Here is a 23,520-nt window from a genome sequence, read left to right as displayed (position 1 = left end):
ATCTTGTCGGTAGGTTTGTATGGAAATCAGCGAGGCTATCGATAAAGTACTAAATGCAAAGCAGGAGTTGGAAGCTGCCTGGGATGGGAATCCATTACCTTCTTTTGTATTAAACAATGACCTAAAGATCCTCAGATGCAATGCTTCTGCAACGGAACTTTTTCATACATCCTTTTTTCATCTTCTAGGAAAGGATTTTGTTGAACTATTTTGGAAAGAAGAAATCCAAGAAGAGATTCGAACCTCTTTGGTTCGCAGGTCTGATAAGTCTTCTTATCCTGTGATCCTTTCGCGCTTGGAAGGTTCCTTCCAAATACTTTCCCAATCAATTTCCTTAGATAGACGTGTTGTTTATATCATAAACTTAGATACCATTCGAGGACTTGAAAATCGCGAAGAGGAAGTTCGTTTAAAGTTAGCTTTAGAAAGTGGGCAAAGCGGTGTTTGGGATTTTTCTCTTCGCTTGGGGAAGGCCTATTTTAGTCCGGAATATGCGAGGATGTTAGGTTTTGAGCCTGAACATTTTCCACAAAACTTTTCCCATTGGGAGACTTTGGTTCATTGGGAAGACCGGGAACAAATTCGATCCTTATTTGAAAACTATCTTAACGGTTCTATCGAATCTCATGATCTAGAAATTAGAATGTTTACTAGGTCAGGAAAAACTGTATGGGTTTGGAGCCGCGGTAAGGTGGTGGAAAGAGATGAGAATGATCTACCCGTTCGAGTGATAGGTACTCATATCGATATAACAGAACGCAAAAAAACGGAGATTCGCACGGAAGCTGTTATAAAAATTGGTCAAAAAAGTTCTCGTACGGAAAGCGAAGATAAAATATTACTTTTGGCATTAAGGTATTCTTTACAGCTAACAGAAAGTAGCCTAGGTTTTGTTAGGATTTGTCGTGATGGCGTTACTTTAAGTGAATCTGGTCTTTATACAATGCGGGACCAATCAACTTCCGTTTTTATGCCAATTGATTCCTCTACTACTTTACCTCGAATCATTCGGGAATTGCCTCTTAAGTTTAATTTAAAAGAAAATGAATCTGTCGAATTAACACTTTATAATAAAAGAACTGAATATGAGGGAATCGATTTTAAAGAAGTCGAATTACTTGGTACTGAGTTAGTTCATATTCTGGTTCGAAAAAGAACTGAAGATTTACTTTTGGCGAGTGAGTGGAATCTTCAATCAATAGTTGAGTGTTCTCCCAATGGAATTTTGATATTAGTCGATGGAAACATTCAGTTTTATAATCGAAGTTCAGAGATTCTTCTCTTACAAAACAAAAATCAGATGAAAAATAAAAAAGTTTCTGAAGTATTTGGTTTTTTGAACGGAGACGATCCTTTTGAGTTCATTCAATCCTTATCCAACAATGGATTTGCCCCTGATCAGAATGTTGTAGAGAAAAATATTATTTTGTCTAATGGTCAAAAAAAATGGATTAGTTTTTGGGCCATTGAGATTATCTATAATGGTGAAGTTTCGATTTTAGTTTACCTTAACGATCTTTCAAAAGCAAAAGATACAGAGATACAACTTTTACAAAGTGAAAAGTTGGCTACAATTGGACAATTGGCTGCAGGTGTTGCACATGAAATCAACAATCCGATGGCATTTATATCAAGTAATTTAGAAACTATGAAGAGGTATCACAAACAAGTTTCTAACATAGTGGAAAGTGTTACTATGGTTCTTAAAAAATACCAAATGGATCCTGCGGTTTCAAAGATTATTTCTGATTGGGATCGTTTTGATTTATCTAATGTTCTATTGGATACATCTGATATGTTGGAGGAGTCGATTGACGGCGCCAGTCGCGTTGTGGATATCGTTCGTAATATTAAAAGTTTTGCTCATGTAAATAAAGAAGAAAGTTTTGTTTTGTGCAATTTAAACGATGTGATTACTTCTGCTATTAATATTAGCCATCATAATATAAAATATGATAGCGTAGTGGAATTTTCTTTTGATAAAAATCTTCCCGATTTACCTTGTCATCCGCAAGAGATTGGTCAGGTGATTATCAATTTACTAGTTAATGCAGGTCATGCAATTGAAGAAAAGAAAAAACATGGTTTATTCCCTGATACTCAAGGCGAAAAACCTGGAAAAATTGAAATTAAAACAAGTTGGGTCAGTTCTGAAAATAACCAACAATTTGCGAAGATAATCATTAAAGACAATGGGATTGGAATTCCTGAAGATATCCAGTCAAGAATCTTTGATCCATTTTTTTCGACAAAAGAAACAGGAGAAGGAACTGGCCTTGGATTGTCCATCAGTATGGATATCATAAGAAAACATAAAGGGAAAATAGACTTAGAAAGTGTACGTTGTGAAGGTACAACGTTTTCGATTTCATTACCAACAAATCTGGAGGATTAGTATGGTTCCGAGTAGCATAGACCAATTGATACAAGAGGTAGAGTCTCAGGTAACTGACGTGTCAAAAGACGGGAAAGTTTATAAAATAGTTATGGTTGATGATATAAAATCGATTTCATCTTCCATGAAACGAGAGTTAACCTTTGTTGCGCGTAAATTAGACAATGTAAAATTATCTATTGTTGATATCCAGGATCCAGAAATTGCATATGAATACCTGCAAAAGAGTAGACCTGATCTGCTTATTTCTGATGTTAAGATGCCGTACTTAACTGGTGACAAATTAGTTGAGGCAGTTAAAAAACTTTATCCTGATTTGCCTGTGATTGTCGTCACTGGTTTCGCCACTAAGGAAAACATTCTTTCTGTTTATAAATCAGATAAAAACAGCATCATTTTGTCAAAACCATGGGAACCAGAGCGACTCGTTGGTGCGGTGAACCAAATGTTGGGAACGAACTTTCAGTGGAATGATTGATCATTCGTTTTTTGTGAAAGCAAAAAAAAACCGGCCCGGGAAACCCCGAACCGGTCAATGGTTCCTAAAAAGAAAGCCGTCTTTGTTTATTCTCCGACTGCCACGTCTCCGTCTGCTTCGGTTGAGAAACTAACTGGTTGTTTTGATTTTGTTTCTTTAGTTTCCTTTGGGTCCCTTTCAATGGATTTTACTTCTCTGGTTTGGATCTTTGCTTGGTCTACCAATGGAAGTCCATTGAGATCCCGAACTTGGTTCTCAATTTTAAATGCGATGTCTGGGTTTTCGAGGAAGAAAAGTCTAACTTGTTCCTTTCCTTGCCCGATCTTCTCTCCGTTATAGGAATACCAAGATCCCGCTTTTCCAACTAGGTCATGGCGAACGGCAAGATCAATGAGGGAACTTTCTTTGTTGATTCCGGTTGCATACATGATATCAAACTCTGCTTGTCGGAAAGGTGGAGCGCATTTGTTTTTCACCACTTTCACACGAACGCGGTTACCTACAGGTTCTTCTTTTTCTTTCAGAGTTTCGATACGACGAATGTCCAATCGGATGGATGCATAGAATTTTAAGGCATTACCACCTGTAGTGGTTTCCGGACTTCCAAACATCACTCCAATCTTCATACGGATTTGGTTGATAAAGATAACTGTGGTATTGGATTTGGAAATGGTTCCTGTGAGTTTACGAAGGGCTTGGGACATGAGCCGTGCCTGAAGTCCCATATGAGAATCTCCCATATCACCTTCAATCTCCGCTTTCGGAACAAGAGCTGCCACAGAGTCTATGACAATGAGATCAATCGCATTGGAGCGAACGAGAGATTCACAAATTTCTAGTGCTTCTTCTCCGTTGTCCGGTTGGGCAACGAGTAGGTCGTCTACATTGACTCCCAATTTTTTTGCGTAGGCAGGATCGAGTGCATGTTCCGCATCGATGAAGGCAGCAATGCCTCCTTTTTTTTGCGTTTCTGCGATCGCAGAAAGAGTGAGTGTGGTTTTACCAGAAGATTCTGGTCCGTAGATTTCTAGAATTCGACCAGAAGGAAACCCGCCAATCCCCAAGGCGATGTCCAAGTCCAAAGAACCTGTAGATACAACATTCATTTCTGCCATACGTGTATCTGCACCGAGGCGCATGATGGAACCTTTACCAAATTGTTTTTCTATTTGGCCTAGGGCGGCGTCAATGGCCTGCTTTCTTTGGTCGGTTTCTTTTTCTTGAGCCTTGTCAGCTTTCTCTTTTTTCATGAATCAAACGTTCTCCTAAAATCGGTGTTCCGAAAGACTAGGTAGGGGACTGGGCCGGTTGGTCTCAAAAAAATGATCTGACCGACTCTCTCAAGGATGAACCCATCCCTTCCGAATTCCACTCTTTTTCTCTTCCAGATTGACTCCAGTATGAATGAGACCTGGGACAAATTGGGAAGATGAGGGAAATTTTTCTGGATTATGTCTTTTTTTGTCGTTTTCAACACTAAACAAAATGTAAGTACTTGTATAGTATTTTTTTGCCGTTGGAGAAAGAAAACTTTGCCGATAGTTTGTCTGTATGACTCTGCCAGCTCTTGAAGTCCAAATCCCCGACCATTTTCCACAAGCCATGGCTGAACTTTTCCGAAGTTACCGAACTTACCTGAAAATTGAAAAAAACTATTCGGAACATACGTTATTCGCCTATTTACGTGATTTGAAATTTTTCTTTGAGTTTTGTCTGAAAGAGGAGATCGACATTTTGACTGTCGATGTTTTGGATGTAAGGGCTTACTTTGCTGATTTAAAATCTACGAAAAAACAAGACAAACGAACGCAAAGTCGCAAACTTTCTTCGCTTCGCACTTTTTATAAATTTTTATTCCGTGAAGAAAAAATTGGTGCAAACCCCATCTTACAGGTAAGTTTTCCAAAAACAAAAAAGAAGTTACCAAAAAATTTCACTCCCATTGAAACAGAAGACATCCTTGATTATGAAGATGGTGAAAAAGCAGAAGTGCTTGGAAAGAGGGACAAAGCCATTGTCGAAGTTTTATATAGCACTGGCCTTCGTGTATTTGAGTTAGTCAATGCAAAGTTAAGTGATCTCAATCATGAATTAACTTCCCTCAAAGTGATGGGGAAACGTCGCAAAGAACGTTTTGTTTTTATTGGCGAAGAAGCACAAAATGCACTTCGTGAGTATTTAGAAGAAAGAGGAACCACTGGACCTGAAGAAATTTTTCTAAACCAACGCGGCGGAAAACTAACGACACGTGGGATTCGTTATATTTTGTCTGAACGAAGAACAGTGATGGGAATGGAAAAAGCCATCACTCCTCATAAGTTTCGTCATACCTTTGCAACTGATCTTTTGAATGCTGGTGCTGATATTCGCGCCGTACAAGAGTTACTTGGTCATGCTTCTTTATCTTCTACACAAGTGTATTTGAGTGTTTCGAGAGACCGGTTGAAAGAAGTGTATCGGAATGCCCATCCTCACGCAAAGAAATAGGGATTGGATTTAGTTTCCGCGCGGATAGAATCTCCCCGCCCTGATTAGGGTGGGGAACTAGACCCACCGCCCAATACTTTCCTTCTACCACGAAACTACATTTTGCGAAACCAAATCCCTTCCTGAGTTAAAAAAATATCCAAATAGTTCACCTTTTGGGATGTTTTTGTAGGTAAATATGGTTGACTATAAAAATAGTCCTGACTATATTTATTTTACATGTCGCAGAACACTGAAAAAAAATCGGAAGTCCTCAAACAATTTTCCCTAAAGGAAAGAAAATTTGCCAAAACTCGCACGAACTTAACCTTAGCTTTCCTCTCGGAATTGAAATCAAAACCTTTTGAAGAAATCAAAATTAAAGATCTCTGTCAGATAGTTGAAGTTTCGGAGCCAACCTTTTATAATTATTTTCCTGAAAAAGGAGATTTAATCCTTCATTACATCCAAATTTGGAGTTTGCAAGTTTCAGTTTTTGTTCATGAGAATAATTTATCTGAAAGTGGATATGAAATCCTATCTACGTTATTTCGTTATACAGCAAAAGAATCGAAAAAAAATCCAAGAGTTCTTTTGGAAATTATTTCTTTCCAAGCGAAAACCAAAAAACCAATACAAATCAGTCGGCTTACCTATGCTGAGCGGGTATTATTATTTCCAGAGACCTCTGGCATAGAAAATCTCCCGGCAGATGGAATCGAAGGAATCATCCAGAAAGCACTTACGCTTGCTGCAAAAAATGGAGAACTTCCAGATTCGACCAACTGGAAATCCTTATCATTATCCATTGCTTCCTGTTTTTTCGGGATTCCCTTACTTGCTTTTCAATTAAATCAGAACTTAGAAAAACTTTGGTTAGACTCACTTCAGTATTTGTGGTTGGGGGCTGGTGGTAAAGTCAATGTTTGAAAAAGAAATAGTTATTAATATATTTATATTATAAAACAGGAAAATCTAATGAAATATTTGAATCAAAAATGGTTTTTGTTGTCGGTTGGTGGATTATTGATTGGATTCACGGGAATGAATTGGAACATCCCCTTGTTTGTTTGGGTAGCCATGGTTCCCTTTTTAAGGTATATGCGCCTTGGTTATTCAGTTTGGCATTTACTAATAGCTTTGATATTATTTCAAACATTATCAACTATGCGGATTGTATCCGAACCATTCCATATTATGATTGCCGTTCTTTCTGGAATTCAAGGTGGAATTGTGTTTACTGTTTTACTATGGATTTGGAATCAATTTCGAATTAAATTCCCTAAACAAATCTCGTCTATTTTATGTTTTTCGTTTCTCTTTATGATCTCAGAATGGATTGGAGGTACCTACTCTGAGTTAGGTGTTTGGGGAATGTTTGTGAATAGCCAATTAAACAATTTAATTTTGATACAATCGGCTGCATTAATCGGTGCTACAGGAATTAGTTTTCTGATTTATATGGTGAATGCGAGCATCGAACAAACTTTATCAGAACAACTATCGACTGGAAAAATATCAAATTCTTCTAGCAGGTTTCTTTTAGCCTCTTGTTTTCTATTAGTAGCATTATCATTTTATGGAACCATTCGTTTGACCATTCCAATTGAAGGTAGAAGTATCAAGGTAGGTACTGTCACATCTAAGATGGAAATCCAAACCATTTGGTCTGACCAAGAACAAAACCAAATAAACACGGAGCTCGTTTTGAGTCGTACGCAACAAGCAGCCGCCGAAGGTGCAAAAGTTGTGGTTTGAAATGAAGGCGCAGTAATGGTCCATCGAAAGGGTGAGGATTCGTTTCTGAAAAAAATTAGTTCCCTTGCTTTAGAGAAAGAAATAGAAATCATTGCGGCATACATTGTTCCTCTAAAGGAAAATGAATTCTTTATGGAAAACAAATTGTATTGGATTGGAAAAGATGGTGCCGTCCGACAAGTTTATTTTAAACAATTCATTCCTCCGGGTGAACCTATTTCTCATGTTACTTCAGAGATCAAAACGATTGATGTTGGTTGGGGAAATGCTACAGTCGCAATTTGTTATGATTTTGATAATCTTAAACTAACAAAAAAACATGCGGAATTAGGAACAGGAATCAGTTTGATTTCAGCTTCAGATTGGAAAGGGATTCATCCTTTCCATACAGAAATGGCGGTTTTGCGAGGTATTGAAAATGGTTCTTCGATCGTACGGTCAACGCGAGGCGGACTGTCTGGAATTTATGATTCTTATGGTCGTGCCAAAGGTACACTTGACTACTTTGAAGAAAATGATGGTGTTCTTGTTTCTTCCGTTCCAACAAACCAAATACCGACACTTTATCGCTTATTAGGGAATTGGATGGTGGGAATTGGTTGTTTGTATTTTCTAATTTCCGGTCTTTTCATTGTAGTTCATGTACTAATGGATAAAACTAACAGAGATTTGGGTAAGGTTAGGAAGGAATGACTCCCTTTTGTTTAGAAAAATTCTAAATATTTGATTGAATTAAAATTCGTTTTTGTCATCATTTGTAGTTTGTGAATTCCTAATGCCATCGTTAGGAATCAACAAAGGATGTTTCATGACTCTAGTCGCTGATAAATCCATTTTGCTTGTAGAAGATGAAGCCCTACTTGCAATGTTTGAGAAAAACCAATTGGAACAAGGGGGTTATTTAGTGACCCATGTTACAAATGGAGAAAATGCCATCCAATTGGTCATTCGTGAGGAAAAACCTTTCGATCTAATTCTAATGGACATTGATCTTGGAAGGGGATTGGATGGAACGCAAACTGCTACAGAAATTTTAAATCATAAAGAAATCCCTGTTGTATTCCTATCTTCCCATACAGAAAGAGATATCGTTAAAAAAACAGAGACCATCACATCTTATGGTTATGTAGTTAAAAATTCAGGTTTTACTGTGCTCGATGCTTCAATCAAAATGGCATTTAAACTTTTTGAAGCAAATGAATTGACAAAAAGTAAAAAAGAACATCTAGAGACCGTATTGCACTCGATAGGTGATGGTGTCATTGCCACAGATAGTGATGGGAAGATCATAAGGATGAATCCCATTGCTGAAAAATTAACTGGTTGGACACATGATGAAGCTGTTGGTTTAGAAATAAATCAAGTATTCAAGATTGTGAATGTAAAAACCAGATCATTAGTAGAGAATCCTGTTGATAAAGTGTTAAGAACCAATTCAATTGTAGGACTTGCGAATCATACTGTCCTTCTTTCTAAGGATGGATCAGAATACCAAATTTCTGATTCAGGATCTCCTATTAAAGATTTAAATGGTGATACAAGAGGGGTTGTTCTCGTTTTTCGAGATATTACAGCAGAGTACAATGTCCAAAGTCATATTGCAAAACAAGCTAATATGTTGAATAATGTATTAGATGCAGTGATTGGAACAGATTTTAATCATCGGATCAACTATTGGAATAAAGCTGCAGAAAAAATTTATCTTTGGAAATCTGAAGAAGTTATGGGGAAATCTGTTTTAGATACTCTTAGGACAGATTATCTTAGTTTAACAACTGACCATGTGATTGCAAAAGTTAATATAGAAGGTAGTTTTATTGGAGAAGTAGTTCAGGTTGCAAAAGATGGAAGTAACCGTAATATTGAAGTTAACCAAGTATTGTTAAACGATGAAAGTGATTTACCTATTGGTTACATTGCAGTAGGTAGAGATATATCGGAACGATTGAATGCCATGAATCATATTCGTGAATCAGAAGCAAAACTCACTCAAATCATTGAGTCTGCTATGGATGCAATCATCAGTATTGATCAATCCAAAAGAATCATTCTATTTAATGGAGCTGCTGAAAAAATGTTCGGTTACCAATCTACAGAAATCATTGGTCAACCTTTGGATCGTTTGATACCACTTGATTTTCGTAACCAACATGATAGTCATATTGATTCATTTTCTAAAACGGGAGTTAGTCGAAGAGCAATGGGCGCGCTTGGTGAAATTCGTGGACTTCGAGCCAACGGAGAAGAGTTCCCGATTGAAGCATCTATTTCACAAATTTCAGTTAAGGGTGAAAAATTATATACTGTAATCTTAAGAGATGTCAGCGTGAGAAATCTATCGGAATCAAAAATTCAAAAATTATTGCACGAAAAGGAGAATATACTCAAGGAAATCCACCACCGTGTAAAAAATAATATGAGTTCCATCTTTACCTTGTTAACTCTACAGGCAAGAGCTCAATCCGAAAGTTATGTTCAGACAATTCTCTATGAAGCAGCAGGTCGTGTTAAAAGTATGATTGTTTTGTATGATAAACTCTATCATTCGGAAACAGACAACACTGTATCTTTACAAGATTATTTTCCGGCAATATTTAAGGAAATTGTATGTATTTTTCCAAAACTCGTCGAAGTCAAGATGGACATTTTAGAAGATCCAATTGAGTTAAACGCAAAACTTCTTTCTTCACTTGGGATCATTCTGAACGAACTCATTACAAATTCAATGAAACATGCATTTGGAGAGAAAATAGATGCAGAGATCGGACTCAAAATTTTCCGCGAAGGGAAAAAAATATTTTTAGAATACTCTGATAATGGGGTGGGAATACCAGAAACTGTATCATTCGACCATTCACCTGGATTTGGTTTACAATTGATTGGTATGCTTGTCGATCAAATCGAAGGTAAAATTAGCATCGTTAGAAATCCAAGTTCTAAATTTCTATTAGAACTGACAGTTTGAATCATTATTACTTCTATTCAAAAATATTTTAATTTTCGGACAATCAATACGAATTTATTGTTTACCAACTCTTGGGTTCGGCTCCCATTCTCACATGGGCCAACTCCAATTCTTTGTGGTATTGTGTTATTCAATACCATTTCTAGTGATTCTCTTTCCTATAGGATTGTCATTCTCTTACATATTTAAAATCACTGGACTAGATCGCTGGTCGAACCGAATCAATAATTATTTAGGTTTCTTTTGGTACCGTTCTTTTTTCCTCATTACAGGACGCACTTTAGATTTTAAACAAGGAGATTGGGATCCAAACGGGAACAATCGTTTTTTAATTTGTAATCATACAAATGCAATGGAAGTTCCGCTCATTGTTGCACTTCCATATTTATCTAATTCAAAAGATGTAAAGTTATCTTATTTAGGTGGTGATATCATTCAAAGGTATAAAATCATACCGCTAATGATGCATAAAACAATTGTAGAAGCAGTGATTTATTCTGAAAAAAAACCAAATTTCCGAAACTTTAAAACCGATGTGCTCAGAGTATTAAAAACAAGATCTATTTTTTTATATCCTGAAGGCGAAAGAACTTTCACAGAAGAGATCAAACCATTTCAAACTGGTGTGATGAAAATTGCTTATAAGTTTAACGTTGACTTAGATGTATTTGTTGTGAGTGGAATGATGGGATATTCTAACCTTGCAGAATACTCTCATTTAAAGAAAACAAAAACTGTGTATTTTCATTTTTGTGGTTCTATTAAAGCAAAAGATTTTTCAACGTTTGAATCTTATCTAGCAGAGGCAGAGACTCTGATGAGGAATAAAAAACAGGAAATTGAATCTTTAGAAAAGTCCGCCGTTACTGTATAACGGCAAACATTTATAGTATTATCTTGGTAAGGTTTTCGTAAAGGCAACAAGTTGGTCTAAAGCAGTACCCCATCCATCCATAAATCCCATTTCTTCATGTTGTTTTTTAGTGTCTGGGTCTTTGTGTTTTGCGACCGCTTTGTATTTTGTTGCAGCACCAATTGATTCCATTGTTACAAATGCTGTCATAAAACTACTCCCTGAAGGTCGATATCCTGAAAGTAAACTATCGGTAAAAACAAGTTTCTCAAATGGAATGACTTCCAAAAAACATCCGTTATTTGGAAATTGGTTTCCTTCCGGCGATTGCATCAAAGTGTAAAACTCTCCACCTGGTTTTAAATCTATTCTACAATCGATTGTTTTCCAAGGAACTGGAGTAAACCATTGTTTTAATTGTTCTGGTATTGTCCAAGCATTCCAAACTAACTCTACTGGCACTTCAACGATTCTTTCCAACACCAAATCCAATTCGAGATTGATTTGTTCATTTGATTCTTTATTCATGTTTTCCCCTGTGTTTTTAATAAGAAAGAGTCCAATTGGTTCAATCGTCTCTCCCATTGCGATTTCTGCACCTGTAACCAATTTTCCATTACAGCAAATGGATTTTGATTAATATAACAGATGCGAACCCTCCCGACTTTTTCCGTGTAAATAAGTTGAGAGGATTCTAAAATATCCAAGTGCTGCATAAACGATGGCATAGCCATAGAAAATGGGGATGCCAATTCACTTACACTTGCTGGTCCCATACTTAATCTTTCGATGACTTGGCGTCTTGTTGGATCTGATAGAGCATGCAAAACGACATCAATGCTGTAGTTTCTTTTGACCATAATGGCATTTTGCGTAAGTCCAATACTTAGGTCAACACCTAAGTATTGGTTTTTCTAATTTTGAAAAGTTGGTTTTCGAAAGGATCGAATTCCATTTGATGGAAAAGGTAAGTTGATGGAAAACTCCAACTTGAGTTCAAATATACCCAAATCCCAATTCCAGCCCCTTTCTTTCGGAATTCAGTGGCTTATTGTTTTTTTGTGGATTTCCTTTTTTGTTGGTTCTGCATCAGCTATCTTTCTTTTTGCATTAGAAAAAGTAAGCCAGTTACGGGAATTGAATTCTTGGTTGGTTTATTGGCTCCCAATGGCCGGATTCTGCATCGGTTGGTTTTATTTTCATTACGGTAAAAACGTGAGTAAAGGGAATAATTTACTCTTAGAAGAGATTCATTCTCCCACTTCCATCATTCCGATCCGAATGGCACCATTTGTATTTTTAGGAACCCTAATGACCCATCTATTTGGTGGTTCTGCAGGCAGAGAAGGGACGGCTGTACAAATGGGAGGAGCCATCGCCCATCAGTTGACTCGTTTGATTCCCTTTCAAATAAAAGACCAACAAACTTTAATTATATTGGGAATTAGTGCAGGTTTTGCCTCTGTATTTGGGACTCCACTTGCAGCTACCGTATTTTCTATCGAAGTCATTCGAATCGGGGAATATCGATGGAGACTATTTTTTCCTGCTTTGATTACAGCTTATCTTTCTCATTGGGTTTGTCTTCTTTGGGGAATTGGTCATTCTCATTATCCAAAAATACCGTTTGAATTAAGTAGAACATTAATTCTTTGTTTGGTGGGAATTTCAATTCTTTCAGGCCTTGTTGCGCGAACCTTCAGTTTGGTAGTTCATAAAGTATCAGAATGGTTTTCTATTTGGATCGGATATTCTCCTCTTCGGCCTTTGGTTGGTGGAGCTATCATCGTAAGTTTGGTAGGATTGGGTCTTAATCCTATTTATTTGGGACTTGGGTTACCAACCATCCAATTAGCCTTCCATTCCCCTTTGCCAATGGAATCTTTTCTATTGAAGTTTCTCCTTACGACTGTTACTATAGGATCCGGCTTTAAAGGGGGAGAAGTGACTCCTTTGTTTTTTATAGGTGCAAGTTTGGGAAATTTATTTGGTTTTTTTGATCCCACTCATTTGTCATTGTTTGTTGCGATTGGTTTTATTTCTGTTTTTGCAGGCGCAAGTAATACACCTCTGGCTTCTGCCATTATGGGGATCGAATTATTTGGTTGGGAGGCAGGTGTTCTTTTTTTCTTTAGTACTTGGATTGCTTTTATATTTTCCGGGCACACAAGTATTTACCAATCGCAATTGATTGGTAAAACAAAATTTTTCAGTAAGTCTCAAGATTTAGGTAAAAAAATTTCGGAAATAAAATGAATTTACTCCCCAACAGTTTTGCCCTATTGTAAGTAGTGAAGCGAAAGATACAAAACTTATCTATTTCTCTCAAGTGACACAAACATTTTGGCACTGAACTCTTGTTTATTGGCGTATTTTTCTGTTGCCATTTGGTAATTTTTCCGTATTCTGATTTGTAAGTACTAATCCGGAACACGAAATCCAAATATTTTTGTATAAAAAATCCCTCAATTTCCTAAAAATAATATTTTGTTTTTACAAATTTGAAAATGAGGTTAGTTTGGGTTGTTTCCTATATTACAAGGCTTAGTTGGAAAAAAAATATGAAAACAAAAATAATCCTCACAACAATCCTCCTATTTTCCTTTCAATGCAGTCGTTTCCAATTTGGATCGAATGCCTCAATTGACCAAACTGCTGGTGCTGTGGTCACTTTTTTGCAAGGAGATGTGTTGATACTTTCTCAAGGAAAGGAATCCAAAGGCAAAATTGGTGACGTAGTGCGACCAGGAGACCGAATCCTTTCTAAATTAGGAAAGGTTGATTTACAAACCTATCGTGGGGAAGTGATTCGCATCAAAGAAAATTCAGATATAATGTTTCGCGATATCGCTGGCGAAAATCATCCGAATACAGAACTACATTTATGGGCGGGAAACCTACTTGTAAAATCTGTAAAATTAAAATCATCTCAAAATCTTTCAGTAACTTCTCCTACAATGGTCGCAGGTGTTAGAGGAACTGTTTTTTCCTTTGAATTAGAAAAAGGATCTGTTCCCAAAGTAAAAGTATATGAAGGTGCCGTTTCTGTTGCCTTTAAAACATCTCCCAAACTAGTAGAAATCAACGAAGGTCTATCTGTGGAGAATTACAATCGTTTGGTGAAAACTTTAGAAGAAAATGAAGTCATTTTGGAGCCAGGTGAAAAGTTGGAAGTGAATCCCAACTTAAATGAACTTGTGTATCTGATCAATGCAAAAGTGGCAGCCAATGCTTTGACAAATAAAGAATTGGCTGGATTTATCGATTTTGACAGCGGTTTGTCTAAACAAGAAAGTGTAGTATCGCCTCAAGAGAAAGCTGAGGCAGAAACGCTTGTTGCAATTCCATCTGAAACAATTCAAAAACAAATTGAATCGCAAAAAAACAATCCAACCAATCCATCGGAAGTGGTGATTTCTACAATTGAAAAGGAACATGCTGAGAAACGAGCGGAAGCGTTAAATAAAATTGTTTCTGATGCTACAAAAACGGGATTGGACGAAGAAGAAGAAATTCATAACCATTATAGTGTTTTGGAAACTATTCATAAATCAAATGGAGATGTTCTTTCCGGTGCCGTTGTCGCTCAGTTAGGTGACATATTTATAGTTCACTCAACAAAAGGAGTGCTCCAACTTTCAGTCGATGATATTGAATACGTGGAATACAAAAATTTCTCGGTAAAAACTAAGGCAAAAAAATAGAGATTCAATCGAAATCGATTTTTCCTCGAATTTCTCTTTAACGTAGACCAGGGACATCCAAGAAATTGACAAAAAACTTGGTGTTCCTAATTCTTGGTTAAAAAATAACGGCGATCAGTCGCCCAGTAACCAGACTCATTCTTTTCTTTCATTCATATCCACTCTCTCCAAAAACCAAAATGAGAACCTAATGTGACAGATTATCTCAATTTGGTAAAATTGAGTTACCCTAAAGGAGTCCAATCTTAGTAAAACTACCAAAAAACAAAATTAGAAATTAGGAAATTAATTTCATCCTAAACCTTAAAATCGGATTTCAAACATAAGAAACGGTAATCTATTTACAAAAAATTGAAAACACCTAAGATCGATCCTTATGAGTATACGCCAAAGGGTCTCTCTTTCCATCGCAGGAATTTTGTTTATTGGATTTGTTGTCTTAACCACTTTTCAAATCTATCGCACAGTCTCAGACCTCAATGCTGAAATTAAGGAAAATTCAAAAGTCACTTCTGAAAAATGGTCTTTTGAAATTCAAGAACACCTCAATGCTATGATGGGTGTGATACGGGGATTCCGATTTGCTTTGTTTTATACTTCACCACCTCGGGATTCTATGATCAGTAGTATGAGAGAGATCTTAGAGCGTAATGATGATATTTTTGCCATTTGGCTCTGTTATGAGCCGAATGCATATGAAGGAAGGGATGCCACTTTTGTTGGTAAACCAGGTCATGATAAAACAGGAAGATTCATTCCCTATTTGCACCGTACACCAGATGGTAAAATTAACTTTGAACATTTAGTCGATTATGATAATCCGAATGGGGCTGGTGATTATTACCTTCAGGTGAAAAAATCCAATAAAGCAAAAGTATTTGGACCTTATGAATATTTGGCAGGTGGAAAAAAAATTCAAATGATATCTCTTGTGGTACCAATTTATCCGAAAGGAAAATTTTTAGGTGCGGCAGGAATCGATTTAGATATTACAACATTACAAGAAAAAATCGGAGATACCCGACCATTTCGTGGACAAGGAAGAATCGCCTTCTTGTCATCTAATGGGACTTATGTGATGTATGGGCAAGACCAAACTAAATTAGGGAAAAAAATAGAAAATCCAGATCATCTCAAATTTTATTTAGAAAATCTAAAATTAGGAAAGAGTTTTACCATCCAACACGAAGGTTATACTCACTACTTTTCTCCATTTCATATTGGTAAAGATCCGCAGTTTTGGGCATTACAGGTGAGTATTCCTGATTCAATTTTTAGTGATCAAATTACAAAAGTAGTTCTAAGTTCAACTTTGATTTCTATAGCTATTTTAATTGTAGTTTTGTTTTTTCTGAACTTTGTATTTAAAAAACAAATCAGTAGTCGTTTAGAAAAAGCAATGGAGTTCTCTTCCCAAATTGCAAATGGAAACCTAGCTATCAATGCAGAAGAGATCAACCAGGATGAAATTGGTAGTTTATTGCATTCCATGAACCAAATGAAGAATAGTTTGGTTTCTATCATTGCTGATATAAAATCAACAGTGGAAAAACTTGGCAGCCAGTCAGGTAAGATGGCTTCAACATCTCAAACCCTATCTGATACTTCACAAGCCCAGGCATCTGCTGCAGAAGAATCCTCTGCAGCGGTAGAAGAATTATCGGCATCAGCAGATAATGTCGGTAAGTCAATGGAAGATGCTGTTGTAAAAATGAAAGAAATAGATAAGTCGGTGTTAACTCTCAGAGAAGAAGTTCAGAATATTAATAAGGAAATGGAATATCTTGCTAAGTTTGCTTCTGAATCCAGAGAACATGCTGTTGTGGGTGAAACTGCAATGAATGAATCCACAAAGGCTATGGAAGACATTGGTGAAAAAGCGGAACGAATTAGTGAAGTTCTTGATATCATTACTGAAATTTCGGAAAAAACCAATCTATTGGCTTTGAATGCTGCGATTGAAGCGGCAAGAGCTGGTGATGCTGGACGAGGATTTGCGGTTGTCGCAGAAGAAATTGGAAAACTTGCATTACAAACCGGTGCCTCAGTAAAGGAAATTGGTGATCTTGTAATATCAACCAACTCTGCTGTTGAAAACGGAAACAAAAAGGTAACTGAAGCCGCCCAGGTTTTGAATTTACTCAATAGTCGAGTGAAAGAGTTTGAAACTTCAGCGACTAGAGTTTTGGAATCAGTACTCTTGCAGGAAAACAATGCAAAAGATATTGCTCAAAATTCAAATCTTCTCACCAACTTGAATTTACAAATTGAAGATGCTGTATTTGAACAGAAAAGAGCAACTGAAGAAATTTCCAAAACCATCATCAGTATTTCAAACGGAACACAAGATGTGGCGACCGGATCCGATCAATTGACCATTGTTGCCGCTGAAATTGCTTCACAGGCTTCTTACCTTTCTACTCAAGTAGAAAGGTTTAAACTGAAGTAATTTCTTAATTAATGTGTCTGACACAAAACAGAAAAGAACAGTATTTTCGATTATTTATTAAATCGCAAATACTGTTTGGAATGTTGCCATTGTAGCGGTTGGACTCAAATCATATCGATGTAGAGGATCTGTTTCAAGAGGATTATTTTTTTGATTACGAATTGCATCTCCAGCCTTGATGACCGTTGCTCCAAACCAAAATGAAACATTTTCAAATGGAGTAATGATATAGATAAAGTTTAGTTCCGTTGCTACCAAGTTACCTAACTTTGGTTTAGTGGGATTGTATGCCTCTGCGTTATAATAATCTTCTGTAGACGCTGTTTCGCCTGTAGCTTTGCTTCCAGAAACATAATTATTGTTATCATAATAACCATCTTGTAGTTTAACTTTGTAATACCAATGAGGATTGATGATAAAAGTTCCGTAATTTGATGATTCATATTTTAAATGTAAGGAATAGTCTTTGATATTTTGCCAGAAAACAAGACCGGAGTTACCATTACCGGCAAACGGTAAGGAGCCACCTGCCATTCGTCTGGTAGCAAATAGCGGATTGTAAGTTGCAACGCTCGAGTCGTTTCGATTAGGATCACCTGAAGCTTGTACATATTGGACTCCAATTCGAAATTCCTTTACAGGTGTATAACCTAATTGGACTGCCACAATGTTCGCTTTATATCTGACTGCTTCTGAAAAAGGAGGTGGTTCTCCTGTTTTCTGATTGGTAGTGTAAACCCCATTTTGGTTTAGCCAATTCGGAGTTACTCGTTCGCCATTAAAACCTGTTTGCCAAGCTGCTTCTACCATCCAGTCGATTCCTGTTGTATCAGGGAGTGCATTATTTTTTGTTCGATTCGTGAGTCGAAAACCAGAAGTATTTAATTGATCGTCACCTCGGTAATTTCTTGTTTCAGAAAGTGTAGGAGGGGCAGAGGCTTTTCTTTGTTGTTTAAATAAGCTGTAGTTATATAAATCAATACCCAACCAATCTGCCACTTTCCAGTTATAATGAATACCTCCATAGTAAGAATCACCAATTCCACCTAACTTTGTAGAGTTGTTTGATACAATACTATTTGAATTATTTTCTGCCCCTATGACGGAACCAAAAACATCTAATGTATGATTACTAATTTTACCAGTAAACCTGAGTGCATCAAAAGAGTTTCCATTTAAACTATCGTTTCTAGTACCAAGGATTCTACCGTCACCAAATTCTAAAATTTGTCTTCCTGTTCTTAATCTGAATGCTTGATTTGTCGTTTTTAAATCCAAAAAAGCTTCTCTGAGGCCTGTGAAATTATTGATGGCAACTTCCCTCTGTTTGGTGGTATCAACTGTAGTTCCAGCATTGGCGATTGCCGCATATTTCTGCTCTGCATTTCCGCTAGAAACCACTTCTCCTCCCCAAAGGCGAACATCTTGCAATGTGATCTTAAAAAGGACATTTTCGTTGATGTCTCCCAGGATAAAAAACTGCGTTTGGGTCAAGGCATTGTTTCTGTTATCAGGTGTAGATTTATCAAAATCAGTATTATTCAATGAATCTGCTTTTGGGCGAATGCCAAACCCAACACGAAACTTGTCAGCGAACCAAAGGCTTTTGTTTTCTTGGATCGCCTTCCTTTGTTTGCTTGTAACCTGGAAACTTCTCAAATATTCTCCAGATAAATTGCCAATCTGCGAACTCACATACCCTTCTTTTTTTTCTTCTTTCGGCTGCTGAACTACGGGTTCAGAAACTGCTTCAACTTTGGGAGTTGCATTAGGTTCCGCCTGGGCATAAATTCCACTCACCTGAAACACTGCCGTTAAGATGGTAATCGAAAGGAAAAAAATGGGTTTAGATTTTGTAATTCGCCAGCTCATAGATTAGGACATTAGCTAATCTGCAGTTCAATATTGCAAATAAAAAATCGATATATTGAACTAAAAATCCGTAAAAACAGAAATTTGGTGAAAAAACATGCCTTTTATACAAGATAATTTATCCGAATAGCGGATCATTTCACCTGCCTATAAAAGTAATATTTATCAGAAATGACGAGGAACGGGTGGGTTTCTTTTGGTTTGATTTGTATTGGGATTCTAAGGTTGTAATGTGGAAAGATCAGGAATCGATTTAGAAAGTTTCGGAAAAAGGAAAGTCAGTTACCAAAGAAAGCCACTTACCTTTTAGCACAAATTACTAAGGTGAGCCAGTTTCCAAAGTAACTCGCTCACCATTTCTATTCTGTTTAAAAGTTTTTAGTTAGAAAAGAATCTTTTCTCTACTTCGTCTGGAAGTTTTTGCCCTGTCAATTTTGCTCTTTGGACAAGTTCCCAGAAATATCGGTAAGTAGCCCGGTCATGTAAGTCGCCATCATGTTGGATTGGTCCCCATTCTGCGTCTTGTGCTTTGATTAGAATGTCACATGCTGTTTGTGTTTCAGCAAAGTTTGGAGCCATTGCATCCAAAATAGATTGGATTTGAGCAGGGTAAATAGACCACATACGTAAAAATCCAAATTCATCATGTGCACGTTTTGCATCTGCATATGTTTGGTAAATGTTTTTCAAATCCAAAGTTACGTTATGAGCTGGAATCACTCCATTCATAAGTGCAGCCGCTACTAAATTCGCCTTTCCACGACGAAGAAGTTCGTGGTCAAATTGGCCTGGAGATTTCATGCAAGATGCAGGAATCGCACCGTGGTGACCGGAAATAAAATCCATAAGTCCGAAATCCAAAACTTGCAACCAAGGAAGTGCAGCAATTTCAAATACATCATTCAATGCGCCATGAGTTTCAATCAACACGTGAATTGGGATTTCTCTTTTGATACCTGCTTTTTTGCAGGCTTCTTGAATGTAAGTGATTTGCTCTTTCACCTGACTTGCTTTTGTCGGTTTTGGAATTGTGATGTAAGCAATTACATTTCCTGCTCCAGGAACAAGGATATCTACATCTCCACGCCAGTGTTCGTTAGTATAATCATGGATACGAACCCCGCTCATTTTGTGTTTATTCAGTTCGGAGTTTTGGATACGAACAATCATTTCTGCGTGTTCTTTCTCTTTTCCAGTTTGGGCACCGTCTTCGCAGTCCATCGTGATGTCGAAAAGTCCACCGAGTTTATTTTGTAACTCGAGCGCTTTTGTGATGAGTTTTTCAGATCCAGCGAAGTGTTCACAAGCAGGGATGATAGGGAAAGGTTTTTCTCCTGCAAAGAGTGCGGATTGCGGGTGAGTCAGTGCCATTTAGTATACCTTTTTCGGATTTTTTTACCAAGTTTTGTGAATTTTACCTATCGTCCAGGAATTAATGCCGAATTCGGATGGAAGCAATTTTGTAGAGGATTGCAAAAGGAAAGTCACTTTCTTTTAACAGTCGGTTCCAATGGAAATTGAGAGGGTTTCTTCTTGTTTTCTGGGGCGAACCCCTCGTGACCTCGGGGCCGGGCCATACCGGGCTCCGCCTTCGGCTCCGGTCGAAAATTCGACTTCCCCTACCAGTCCCTTTCGCTACACTGACTATCGATTTGGATCCAGATAATATCTACAACCCACCAGGAGGACCACCTCCTCAGAACCCTAACGTAAAATTGCTTTTTCAAAAATGGGGAGAAACTGCCATTCGTGAGTTGGTTTCAGATTTTTATGATCTGGTTGCCAATTCTGAAATTAAATGGATGTTTCAAGGTGATTGGGATTTGGCCAAGGAGAAACAAGCTGATTTTATGATCCAAGTGTTAGGCGGCCCGAATTACTATATTGAAAAATGGGGACCCGCTCGTATGCGGATGCGCCACTTTGTTTTTCCAATTTCAGATAAAGAAAGAGAAGTTTGGTTTCGGTGTTACGATGAAGCCTTACAGAAGTTTGATTTTGAACATGATGATAAAATCGATTTTTTATACTTTTTAGATGGTTTTAGTGCGTGGATGGTGAATCGCAAAGACTCAATCTAATAAATATGTTCTTTAGCAAGTATTAAAACGTATTTGTTGTTTGATTTACTTTTGAAATTTAAAAATTAAATTAATTCTTGTGTAAGTTTAAGTTATGGCGATTGTATTGTGCATACTTCTCAATAGTGAGTCATATGTTCCCAAAATTCATCACTTTGTTTTTTCCCTTACCTTGTTTTCTTGCACAAGTAAGGGTATTCCTCTAGAAACGCAGTTACATACGAAATCAAATATTGCTCTCCAGTGTCAGGCAACAGAAATTAGGACTTTTCGAGTTTTGTTTTTGTTACCTGTATATCACATCTAAACTTTTTAAGCGACAAGCGATAGTTATGTGATCCAAACAAAATCCTATGCAAAACCTTTTGACATTGTAATTACTATTTTGGTTTTTTTCTGTGAATTTCTCAACAGATTACATTCGTTCTTGTCCTTGGGAGCAAGTTGAAAAATCTCTGAAAGACAAGGGAGAAGGTGAAAGTAGATTGGGAAAATCAAATTGGAAGCCAGTGGAGTTCCGAATCCATCAAATCTATACTGTTTGAGCCAGATGATCATAGACTTAGTGAAGAGTTGGTAAATAAATAAATAAATTAGTTATTTTAGTCCAAAAGATATTAAAACCAGAAGAAAAAGTTAAAGTGGTTTTATATGGTAAAGTCAACATGCTGGAGATGTTGGTTTTCAAATTGGACTTCTTGAACCTCGTTATTATGAGATAAAGTCAGCTCTTTCAAAAGAATCTTCTTTCGATACAAATACTATCATTCCAATAATTGGAGAAAGGGATAACTAGGCTGATTAAATACAGTTCAACGATTCAGATTTATTTGTTAATGAACTGATCAATCAATCAAACTGAATTTTCGTTTGGATTTTGAGTTATCTTACTTTAATTAATTATGATTTTCCAAAAGTTTTAGAATCACTGCTTTTTGTGCATCCAGGCGGTTTTCTGCCTGAGTGAAAATGATGGAACGTTCGCTTTCAACCATCTCTCTTGTGATTTCATAACCTGCATGGATTGGCATATCATGCATCACTTTTGCCTTAGTATTCTTTAGAAGTTCTGAATTCACTTGGTATGGCATCATCAATTGAATTCTTTCTTCTTTTTCTTTTTGAAACTTTGGATCATTAAAATATTCCATATCAACCCATGTATCAGTATAAACATAGTCGGCATTTGAAACTGCCTTTCTGACATCCGTTTCCCAGGTAATGGTACCTTTCTTTTTTGCTCTGTCTATGGATTCTTTTACAATGGCTTCATCTGAAGCAATAGGTGTTACAAGAGTTAGATGGATCTCTAAAGCTGCAGTAATTTCAATAAGAGAATTTGCTACGTTGTTGTGCACTCCAATATAACATAAGTTTTTCTTTTGCCAATCGTTTGGCGAATCCATAACGATTGTAAGTATATCTGCTAGGGATTGGCATGGATGAAATAAATTACAACAACCATTGATAACCGGTACTGTAGAACCTGATTTTAAAACGAGTAGGTCTTCATGTTTTTTGAGTCGAGCCATAATGATTGCAACATTGCTCGAAAGATACTTCCCCTCAAAATCTATATCTGAAAGAAGAAAGTTTGAAGCCATCCAATCAAGGAAGATCGCATGTCCACCGAGTTCGGTCATCCCCGCTTCGAATGAAACTCTGGTTCTCGTTGATGTTTTTTGAAATAACATGGCAAGAGATCGTCCAGCCATGTGCCCGGAAAAATAAACGCGATTTTTCTTTACATAGACTGCAAACTCAAGGAGTTCCCGGATTTCACCATCGCTCCAATCTTGCCAAGATATCAAATGTTTCACTTGGGACATAGCTTTCCCCACTAATATCGGAACAGATTGGATTCAAATCGAGAGATTCTCGATAGAAACTAAGCCAGATTTCTGATTTTTTTCCCTTTATGCCGCCGATTCTGCAATTGACCTGGCAATGATGAAATTGGGAAGGATTAGTTCCTCTGAAAATTTGATTCCAAAAAGGAGTCCTTGGTCAGTTTCTTTCATCCAAGCTATTTTCCCTTTGAATGAAATACGAGACCGAGTTAAGTCACTTTCAATGATTCCCGTGACATGGTCTCGGTCGTTCAGTTGGATGTCCTGATCGACACATCCGCTCACCCCAAGTTCAGAAATATTTCCTATCTTTGCGAGCAGGAATTCCGGTCGTTCATTGATTGAAAAGAGTTTTAAGACCAAATCATCCCAGTCCATTGATTCGATTCGATCGGTTCTTCTTGTGTTCAACATATGCAACTCCTAAAGATCTATAGACATGGTAAGCATAAATCGTGCCAATAGAGTAAGGGAGTTACTTTTTCCGGTTTGTCACTTGGGTGCAATTTGGACGCCATTCATTTGACTAAAATTGTTAAATTTCGATCATTTTCCGTTGGCTGGACCTATCGGATAACTTCCAAACTGCTTAATCTTGATACAAATTAAAATAATTCCAAATTTAGACTCAATGTATAATAATTCTAAC

The 23,520-nt window shown here is 37.0% G+C and carries 19 protein-coding genes; 12 read left to right on the top strand and 7 right to left on the bottom strand.

Going from position 1 to position 23,520, the window contains the following annotated elements; genetic code table 11:
- The first annotated feature begins 19 nt into the window (after positions 1-19).
- Together CH364_RS12735 and CH364_RS12730 are read left to right on the top strand one after the other, a co-directional pair.
- Positions 20-2,395, top strand: a complete 2,376-nt coding sequence (locus CH364_RS12735) for an ATP-binding protein (RefSeq protein ID WP_100744532.1) — start codon at positions 20-22, stop codon at positions 2,393-2,395.
- A 1-nt stretch (position 2,396) separates the two neighbouring features.
- Positions 2,397-2,873 carry a response regulator gene (locus CH364_RS12730; protein WP_100744533.1) on the top strand — a complete coding sequence of 159 codons (477 nt, stop codon included), beginning with the start codon at positions 2,397-2,399 and terminating at the stop codon, positions 2,871-2,873.
- A gap of 86 nt (positions 2,874-2,959) precedes the next feature.
- Here the strand turns inward: CH364_RS12730 and recA are convergent, their stop codons facing one another.
- A complete protein-coding gene (gene recA, locus CH364_RS12725) occupies positions 2,960-4,123 on the bottom strand; it encodes a recombinase RecA (RefSeq protein WP_100744534.1) in 1,164 nt (387 codons plus the stop codon).
- 301 nt (positions 4,124-4,424) lie between these two features.
- Here recA and xerA point away from each other — a divergent pair, with 301 nt between their 5' ends.
- The 6 genes from xerA (at position 4,425) to CH364_RS12700 (ending at position 10,936) form a co-directional block, all read left to right on the top strand.
- Positions 4,425-5,360: a site-specific tyrosine recombinase/integron integrase gene (gene xerA / locus CH364_RS12720; RefSeq protein ID WP_100744535.1), complete on the top strand. Its 936-nt coding sequence runs from the start codon at positions 4,425-4,427 to the stop codon at positions 5,358-5,360.
- Positions 5,361-5,579: 219 nt separating this feature from the next.
- The gene (locus tag CH364_RS12715; RefSeq protein WP_100744536.1) at positions 5,580-6,269 is read left to right on the top strand and encodes a TetR/AcrR family transcriptional regulator; all 690 of its coding nucleotides are present in this window, start codon (positions 5,580-5,582) and stop codon (positions 6,267-6,269) included.
- Between the two features lie 48 nt (positions 6,270-6,317).
- On the top strand, positions 6,318-7,097 hold the full coding sequence (locus CH364_RS18805) for a hypothetical protein (RefSeq protein ID WP_243401408.1): 780 nt from the start codon (positions 6,318-6,320) through the stop codon (positions 7,095-7,097).
- Between the two features lie 15 nt (positions 7,098-7,112).
- Positions 7,113-7,790 carry a carbon-nitrogen hydrolase family protein gene (locus CH364_RS18800; RefSeq protein ID WP_243401409.1) on the top strand — a complete coding sequence of 226 codons (678 nt, stop codon included), beginning with the start codon at positions 7,113-7,115 and terminating at the stop codon, positions 7,788-7,790.
- 115 nt (positions 7,791-7,905) lie between these two features.
- On the top strand, positions 7,906-10,062 hold the full coding sequence (locus CH364_RS12705) for a PAS domain S-box protein (protein ID WP_100744537.1): 2,157 nt from the start codon (positions 7,906-7,908) through the stop codon (positions 10,060-10,062).
- Between the two features lie 94 nt (positions 10,063-10,156).
- A complete protein-coding gene (locus CH364_RS12700) occupies positions 10,157-10,936 on the top strand; it encodes a lysophospholipid acyltransferase family protein (protein WP_100744538.1) in 780 nt (259 codons plus the stop codon).
- 18 nt (positions 10,937-10,954) lie between these two features.
- Here CH364_RS12700 and CH364_RS12695 read toward each other — a convergent pair whose 3' ends face one another.
- Both CH364_RS12695 and CH364_RS12690 read right to left on the bottom strand, forming a co-directional pair.
- Entirely contained in the window at positions 10,955-11,443 is a 489-nt protein-coding gene (locus CH364_RS12695; protein WP_100744539.1) for an SRPBCC family protein, read from the bottom strand.
- Positions 11,440-11,775, bottom strand: coding sequence for an ArsR/SmtB family transcription factor (locus CH364_RS12690; RefSeq protein WP_100744540.1), 336 nt, complete (start codon positions 11,773-11,775; stop codon positions 11,440-11,442). The genes CH364_RS12695 and CH364_RS12690 overlap by 4 nt, the downstream gene beginning before the upstream one ends.
- A 130-nt stretch (positions 11,776-11,905) precedes the next feature.
- Between CH364_RS12690 and CH364_RS12685 the strand changes: the two genes are divergently transcribed.
- The 3 genes from CH364_RS12685 (at position 11,906) to CH364_RS12675 (ending at position 17,068) form a co-directional block, all read left to right on the top strand.
- Positions 11,906-13,171, top strand: coding sequence for a chloride channel protein (locus CH364_RS12685; protein ID WP_243401410.1), 1,266 nt, complete (start codon positions 11,906-11,908; stop codon positions 13,169-13,171).
- 305 nt (positions 13,172-13,476) lie between these two features.
- Positions 13,477-14,619, top strand: a complete 1,143-nt coding sequence (locus CH364_RS12680) for a FecR family protein (protein WP_100744542.1) — start codon at positions 13,477-13,479, stop codon at positions 14,617-14,619.
- 376 nt (positions 14,620-14,995) lie between these two features.
- Complete coding sequence (locus tag CH364_RS12675) at positions 14,996-17,068, top strand: methyl-accepting chemotaxis protein (protein ID WP_100744543.1); 2,073 nt, start codon at positions 14,996-14,998, stop codon at positions 17,066-17,068.
- Positions 17,069-17,125: 57 nt separating this feature from the next.
- On the opposite strand, the gene CH364_RS12670 is transcribed toward CH364_RS12675, so the two are convergent.
- Complete coding sequence (locus CH364_RS12670) at positions 17,126-18,940, bottom strand: alginate export family protein (RefSeq protein ID WP_100744544.1); 1,815 nt, start codon at positions 18,938-18,940, stop codon at positions 17,126-17,128.
- Between the two features lie 378 nt (positions 18,941-19,318).
- Positions 19,319-20,311 (bottom strand): HpcH/HpaI aldolase/citrate lyase family protein, encoded by a 993-nt coding sequence (locus CH364_RS12665; protein WP_100744545.1) that lies wholly within the window; start codon positions 20,309-20,311, stop codon positions 19,319-19,321.
- Positions 20,312-20,592: 281 nt separating this feature from the next.
- On the opposite strand from CH364_RS12665, the gene CH364_RS12655 reads away from it, so the two are divergent.
- Positions 20,593-21,021 (top strand): globin domain-containing protein, encoded by a 429-nt coding sequence (locus CH364_RS12655; protein ID WP_100744813.1) that lies wholly within the window; start codon positions 20,593-20,595, stop codon positions 21,019-21,021.
- Positions 21,022-21,917: 896 nt separating this feature from the next.
- On the opposite strand, the gene CH364_RS12645 is transcribed toward CH364_RS12655, so the two are convergent.
- On the bottom strand, positions 21,918-22,850 hold the full coding sequence (locus CH364_RS12645) for an ornithine carbamoyltransferase (RefSeq protein WP_100744546.1): 933 nt from the start codon (positions 22,848-22,850) through the stop codon (positions 21,918-21,920).
- A gap of 87 nt (positions 22,851-22,937) precedes the next feature.
- Entirely contained in the window at positions 22,938-23,285 is a 348-nt protein-coding gene (locus CH364_RS12640; RefSeq protein WP_100744547.1) for an LEPBI_I2431 family sigma-54 regulated protein, read from the bottom strand.
- Positions 23,286-23,520 lie beyond the last annotated feature (235 nt).

Source organism: Leptospira harrisiae (assembly GCF_002811945.1).
In the GTDB taxonomy this organism is placed as follows: domain Bacteria; phylum Spirochaetota; class Leptospiria; order Leptospirales; family Leptospiraceae; genus Leptospira_A; species Leptospira_A harrisiae.
The sequence above is the reverse complement of the archived record's forward strand: the minus strand, read 5'-3'. Positions and strand labels throughout refer to the sequence as shown.

Excerpts from the sequence above, each read along its gene's own strand:
- CH364_RS12695 (WP_100744539.1), bottom strand. The coding sequence starts at position 11,443 with ATGAATAAAGAATCAAATGAACAAATCAATCTCGAATTGGATTTGGTG.
- CH364_RS12705 (WP_100744537.1), top strand. The coding sequence starts at position 7,906 with ATGACTCTAGTCGCTGATAAATCCATTTTGCTTGTAGAAGATGAAGCC.
- xerA (WP_100744535.1), top strand. The coding sequence starts at position 4,425 with ATGACTCTGCCAGCTCTTGAAGTCCAAATCCCCGACCATTTTCCACAA.
- CH364_RS12675 (WP_100744543.1), top strand. The coding sequence starts at position 14,996 with ATGAGTATACGCCAAAGGGTCTCTCTTTCCATCGCAGGAATTTTGTTT.
- CH364_RS12735 (WP_100744532.1), top strand. The coding sequence starts at position 20 with ATGGAAATCAGCGAGGCTATCGATAAAGTACTAAATGCAAAGCAGGAG.
- CH364_RS12690 (WP_100744540.1), bottom strand. The coding sequence starts at position 11,775 with ATGGTCAAAAGAAACTACAGCATTGATGTCGTTTTGCATGCTCTATCA.
- CH364_RS18800 (WP_243401409.1), top strand. The coding sequence starts at position 7,113 with ATGGTCCATCGAAAGGGTGAGGATTCGTTTCTGAAAAAAATTAGTTCC.
- CH364_RS12715 (WP_100744536.1), top strand. The coding sequence starts at position 5,580 with ATGTCGCAGAACACTGAAAAAAAATCGGAAGTCCTCAAACAATTTTCC.
- CH364_RS12670 (WP_100744544.1), bottom strand. The coding sequence starts at position 18,940 with ATGAGCTGGCGAATTACAAAATCTAAACCCATTTTTTTCCTTTCGATT.
- recA (WP_100744534.1), bottom strand. The coding sequence starts at position 4,123 with ATGAAAAAAGAGAAAGCTGACAAGGCTCAAGAAAAAGAAACCGACCAA.
- CH364_RS12645 (WP_100744546.1), bottom strand. The coding sequence starts at position 22,850 with ATGTCCCAAGTGAAACATTTGATATCTTGGCAAGATTGGAGCGATGGT.
- CH364_RS18805 (WP_243401408.1), top strand. The coding sequence starts at position 6,318 with ATGAAATATTTGAATCAAAAATGGTTTTTGTTGTCGGTTGGTGGATTA.
- CH364_RS12700 (WP_100744538.1), top strand. The coding sequence starts at position 10,157 with ATGGGCCAACTCCAATTCTTTGTGGTATTGTGTTATTCAATACCATTT.
- CH364_RS12680 (WP_100744542.1), top strand. The coding sequence starts at position 13,477 with ATGAAAACAAAAATAATCCTCACAACAATCCTCCTATTTTCCTTTCAA.
- CH364_RS12640 (WP_100744547.1), bottom strand. The coding sequence starts at position 23,285 with ATGTTGAACACAAGAAGAACCGATCGAATCGAATCAATGGACTGGGAT.
- CH364_RS12665 (WP_100744545.1), bottom strand. The coding sequence starts at position 20,311 with ATGGCACTGACTCACCCGCAATCCGCACTCTTTGCAGGAGAAAAACCT.
- CH364_RS12730 (WP_100744533.1), top strand. The coding sequence starts at position 2,397 with ATGGTTCCGAGTAGCATAGACCAATTGATACAAGAGGTAGAGTCTCAG.